The following is a 4786-nucleotide window of genomic DNA, read 5'->3' on the forward strand; positions in this document are numbered from 1 at the left end:
GGGCCGGGCGCCGCTGTTCGTGATCCACCCGGCGGGCGGCATCGCCTGGAATTACCGCGGGCTGGCGCGTGCGCTGCACCCGGCGCGCGACGTGCACGGGCTGCAGTCGCCCGCGCTCGATCCGACCCGACCGCTGCCCGCCAGCATCGATGCGCTGGCCGCCGACTACGCATCGCGCATCCTCGCGCTGCAACCACGTTGTCCGGTGCACCTGCTGGGCTGGTCGGTGGGCGGCATCATCGCCCAGGCGATCGCCGTGCAGTTGCAGGCCCGGCAGCGCGAGGTGGGCGCGCTGGTGCTGCTGGACGCCTACCCGAGCGAATGCTGGCGGGCCGAGCCCGAGCCCGACCCGGTGGCTGCGCTGCGGGCGTTGCTGGCGATTGCCGGTCATGATCCCGAGCGCCACCCCGAACTGGACAGCCGCGAACGCATCGTCGCGTTCCTGCGCCAGGGCGACAGCGCGCTGGGCAACCTGCCCGGGCACGTGCTCGACGGCGTGGTCCGTGCGGTGACCGGCACCAACCGCCTGATCCGCGACCATCACCATCGCCGCTTCGACGGCACCCTGGTGCACGTCCGCGCCGGCCTTGACCACGCACAGCGCCCCCACCTGCAGTCGGCGCTGTGGCAAACGCATGCGGCGAAGGTGGAGGCGCTGCCCTTGCCGTTCCTGCATGCCGAGCTGACCGGGCGCGACGCCGTGGCACACCTGGCGCCGTGGCTGTCGGCGCGCCTGCAGCAGTGGGACCTCCCTGCACTGAAGGACCGAACATGAAACTCACCGGATTCGATGGCACCCTGGCGCTGGTCACCGGCGCAGCCGGCGGCATCGGCGCTGCGCTGGTCCGCCAGCTGCTGCACAGCGGCTGCGTGGTGGTCGCGACCGACCTGGCGCTGCCCGACCTGCCGGCCCACCCGCGACTGCATGCACGCGTGCTGGACGTGACCGATCCGGCCGCGGTCGACGCGCTGGTCACGGCGACGGAAGCGCACTGGGGTCCGATCGGTTTCGGGATCAGCGTCGCCGGCGTGCTGCAGGTTGGTGCGGTGACCAGCATCGACGACGCGCAGTGGCGCCGCGTGTTCGCGGTGAATGCAGACGGTGTCTTCCACCTGGGCCGCGCCCTGGCGCGGGTGATGACACCGCGCGGGCAGGGTGCCATCGTCACGGTGAGCTCGAATGCGGCCGGCGTTCCGCGCCATGGCATGGCCGCCTATGCGGCTTCCAAGGCGGCCGCCACCATGTTCACCCGCTGCCTCGGCCTGGAACTGGCGCCGCACGGCATCCGCTGCAACATCGTCGCGCCGGGGTCCACGCTGACCCCGATGCAGACAGGGATGTGGGCCGATGCCGATGGCGCGCGGCAGGTGATCGACGGCAACCCGGCGACCTACAAGGCCGGCATTCCGTTACGCAAGCTGGCCACCCCGGACGATATCGCACGGGCGGTGATGTTCCTGCTCTCCGACGAGGCCGGCCACATCGCCATGAGCGACCTGTACGTGGACGGTGGTGCGACGCTGCGCGGCTGAGGCCTACGACCTGCGCCGCGCCCGCGGCTTGGCGGGGGCGCGGCCGGGCGCGCTGTCGCGGCTGGGCAGGGTGCCGCGCTGCTGCATCTGTTCCAGCCAGGCCAGGTTGTCCACGTAGGCGAGGAAGTGCTCCAGGTACGCCGGGGAAACCTCGCCCATCCAGCCCAGTGCACGATGCACCAGCACGCTGGAGTTCAACGGGCCGCCATCGCTGGGGGCCTGTGCCAGCGTCTGCCGGACCTGGCCGGCAGTGCGCAACGCCGCCCATGCGCTGCGGAACTCGGCGAGAGCCGGCAGTGCAGGGTAGTCGGGATTGTGCGTCGGGCGCGGTTGGGCCAGCGCGGCCAGCGTGTCCGGCGTTACAGCCGTCTTCGGTAGCGCCGTGGGAACCGGCGCGGCAGCCATGCGTTCGGCGTAGGCGGCCAGCAGCGCCTGCAGGCGAGCGTCCAGCACGCCGCGCAGCGAACCGCTGGCCAGCTGCGCGCGCCGCTGCAGCGCTTCCAGGAACGCGAACTGCACCGGGTCGAGGCGATCCAGTTGCTGCCCGCGCCACTGCGCGAGCCGGTCGGCGTCGGCGCGGTTACCGTCCATCGCCCGCCGCGGTCGGTTTCGGGCGCGGAATCGGCGCCATCTCCACGCGTCGGTTGCGCGCCCGGCCCTCTTCGTCGGCGTTGGAGCCCACCGGTTGTTCGGCGCCGAAGGCGGCAGCGAACACCGACCCGGCCGGCACGCCTTCGGCGATCAGGGTGCGGGTCACGGTCAGCGCGCGCTCGGCCGACAGTTCCCAGTTGTCGGCGAACTGGCGGTTGCTGTCGCGTACCGGGCGGTCATCGGTGAAGCCGCTGACCATCAGGATTTCCTCGCGCGAGGACAGATACCCGGCCAGCGGCGCGGCCAGGCTGCGCAGCAGCTCGCGGCCTTCCGGCTGCAGCTGGTCGGAATTGAGCGCGAACAGCACGCTGCCACGGATGCCGATGCGGCCATCCACCAGCGTCACCCGCCCGGCGGCCAGCGGGCCGGCCAGGGCCTGTTCCAGGGTCTGGCGCCGTTTCGCTTCGGCCTGGCGCTGCGCCACTTCCTCATCGAGGCGATGCGACAGCTCCAGCTGCAGCGCCACCACGCCGACCAGGATCAGCACGAACGCGCCCAATAGCACCGACATCAGGTCGCCGAAGGCGGCCCAGATCGGCGCGCCGGTGTCGCCTTCCAGTTCGATCTCGTCGCTCATGCGGTGGCGGTTCCGGCGCTGCGGCGGCGGCCGGCCAGCTGCTGCAGTTCTTCGATGATCTGCTGCTGCGAGAGCACGCTCAGGTCGATCACTTCGCGCGCCTGGGTCACGTAATAGGCCAGCTGCTCATCGCTGCGGGTCATCGACGCGTCCAGCGCGCCGGCCACCTGCTGCAGCTGTTCACCCAGCCCGCTGCTGGCGGTGCCGAAGCTCTGCATCGCGGTACCGAACGCCTCGGCCAGGCTGGCCACTTCCACCGCGCTGCCGCTCAGTTGCGCGGCCACGCCATCCAGCTTGCCGGTCTCGGCAGCGATATGGTCGGTGAACTGCGTGCCTACGCGCTCCAGCAGACCAGCCGAGGTGCTGACCAGCGCGTCCACGGCGGTGCGCTGTTCGGTGGACGCGTGGTTGACCGCATCCAGCAGCGTTTCCAGCGTGGCCAGCAGGCGGGTGCGTTCGTCGAGCATGGCGGTGTCGCGGACCATGCTGTCGGACAGCTTCTGGCGCAGTTCGGCGACCACTTCGGCGGCCGCCTTCGGGGCTTCCGAGGCGAGCGTGACCAGTCGCGAGATCTCGCTGATGGTCTCGGCCGCATGCGCCTGCGCCTGCGTGCCGATCTCGTGTGCGGTGCGCGAAAGGGTTTCGCAGACCGCCTGCTGGCTGGCCGCAACCTGCGCACCGTTGTCGGCCCATTGCTGGCCGAGCTGTTCCGACAACTGGGTGAAGGCATCGCTCCAGGTGGCCAGGCGCTGCGCGTCGCGGGCTTCCAGACGATCCTGCAAGCCGCTGTGCGAGGCCTGCAGGCCATCCACCAGGGAACGCGCATGGCCATCGAAGCTGGCGGTGGCGGCGACCAGTGCCTGCTGGTTGCGTTCGGCCAGTTCGGCGTTCACCGACTGCTGGCCCTGCAGCGCATCGCGCCACGCCTGCGCGTGGGTGCTGGCACTGCTGTCCATGCGCTCGGCCAAGGTGTCGACCCAAGCAGCCAGACGCGTACCCACCGAATCGAGCAGGCGGGCACCGTGCTCCCCCTGCAGCTGGCTGAAACCCTCAAGCGTGCTGCGCAGATCGCGGGTAAGGGCGGCATGGCGCTGCTCCTGTTCGGTCTGCGCCCCGGTCCATGCATCCACGCTTGCGTCGAGACGGGCGGCCAAGGTTTCCAGCAGCTGCACGGCACGCTGGTCGTGCTGTTCGCTGAGCGTGGCCAGGGTAGAACGCAGTTCTGCCGACAGGGTGTCGTGTGCCTGCTTCTGACTGCTGAGCGCAGCGTTCCAGGTCTCGCGGGTGGCGGCGCGGCTGGCCTCGAAGCCACTGGCCAGGCCGTCAAGCTGCGCACGCACGGCATCGCCTACCGTGGCCTGCAGGGCCGTGGTCTGCTGGCTGATGCCGGCCATGGTCTCGGCCATGATCGGCTGCAGGGCCTCGCCGACCGCGCGCGCACTCTGCGCGACGCTGGCCTGCAATGCCTCCTGCACCGAAGCGGCGAGGCGCTCATGGGCGGCCTCGGCGCGGGCATGGAAGGAGTCCTGGCTGGCCGACAGGCGTTCGCCCGCCGCGCCGCTCTGCGCTTCGATCGCCGCGCTCATCGCCTCGAGGCGGTCGACCAGCGCCGGCAGCAGGCCGGCCTGCGCCTGCAGCAGGCGGAACGCTTCGGCGCGCTGCCAGGCCTGCGAATGCAGGTGCAGGGTGGTGGCGATTCGGGTGTCCAGCTGCTGCACCACCTGCAGGCGTTCACGCCGGCACAGCGCGGCGAGCAGGCCGAGCATCGCCGAGGTGGCGACGCCGGCGATGGAGGTGCCGAACGCCACCGCCAACCCTTCTACCGGCGCACCGAGCGAGCCGCGGATGGCCTGCAGGTCGGTCGCGCTGCCCAGCGCCAGGCCGGTGCCGCGCAGGGTGGCCATCATGCCGAGCAGGGTGCCGAGCATGCCCAGCAGCACCAGCAGGCCGACCAGGTACGGGGTCAGCACCGGTGCCGGCAGCGCTACCCGTTCGCCCTCCACCCGCAGCCGCACGGCATTGCGC

General features: G+C 71.3%; 5 protein-coding genes. 2 read left to right on the forward strand and 3 right to left on the reverse strand.

All coding sequences use genetic code 11. From position 1 onward, the window contains the following. A partial coding sequence (locus tag RWO33_RS19165) for an alpha/beta fold hydrolase (RefSeq protein WP_314106914.1) occupies nucleotides 1-775 on the forward strand: 775 nt, incomplete at its 5' end. Continuing rightward, complete coding sequence (locus RWO33_RS19170) at nucleotides 772-1533, forward strand: 2,3-dihydro-2,3-dihydroxybenzoate dehydrogenase (RefSeq protein WP_314106916.1); 762 nt, start codon at nucleotides 772-774, stop codon at nucleotides 1531-1533. The genes RWO33_RS19165 and RWO33_RS19170, both read left to right, overlap by 4 nt. Before the next feature lie 3 nt (nucleotides 1534-1536). Here the strand turns inward: RWO33_RS19170 and RWO33_RS19175 are convergent, their stop codons facing one another. From RWO33_RS19175 to RWO33_RS19185, 3 genes are all read right to left on the reverse strand, one after another. Beyond that, complete coding sequence (locus RWO33_RS19175) at nucleotides 1537-2124, reverse strand: DUF2894 domain-containing protein (protein WP_314106918.1); 588 nt, start codon at nucleotides 2122-2124, stop codon at nucleotides 1537-1539. Beyond that, nucleotides 2114-2761: an OmpA family protein gene (locus RWO33_RS19180; RefSeq protein ID WP_145477479.1), complete on the reverse strand. Its 648-nt coding sequence runs from the start codon at nucleotides 2759-2761 to the stop codon at nucleotides 2114-2116. Before RWO33_RS19180 ends, RWO33_RS19175 begins: the two co-directional genes overlap by 11 nt. Then, on the reverse strand, nucleotides 2758-4786 hold a 2029-nt coding region (locus RWO33_RS19185), incomplete at its 5' end, for a DUF802 domain-containing protein (protein WP_314106922.1). The genes RWO33_RS19185 and RWO33_RS19180, both read right to left, overlap by 4 nt.

This window comes from uncultured Stenotrophomonas sp., assembly GCF_963519925.1.
Taxonomy (GTDB): Bacteria; Pseudomonadota; Gammaproteobacteria; order Xanthomonadales; family Xanthomonadaceae; genus Stenotrophomonas; species Stenotrophomonas maltophilia_AE.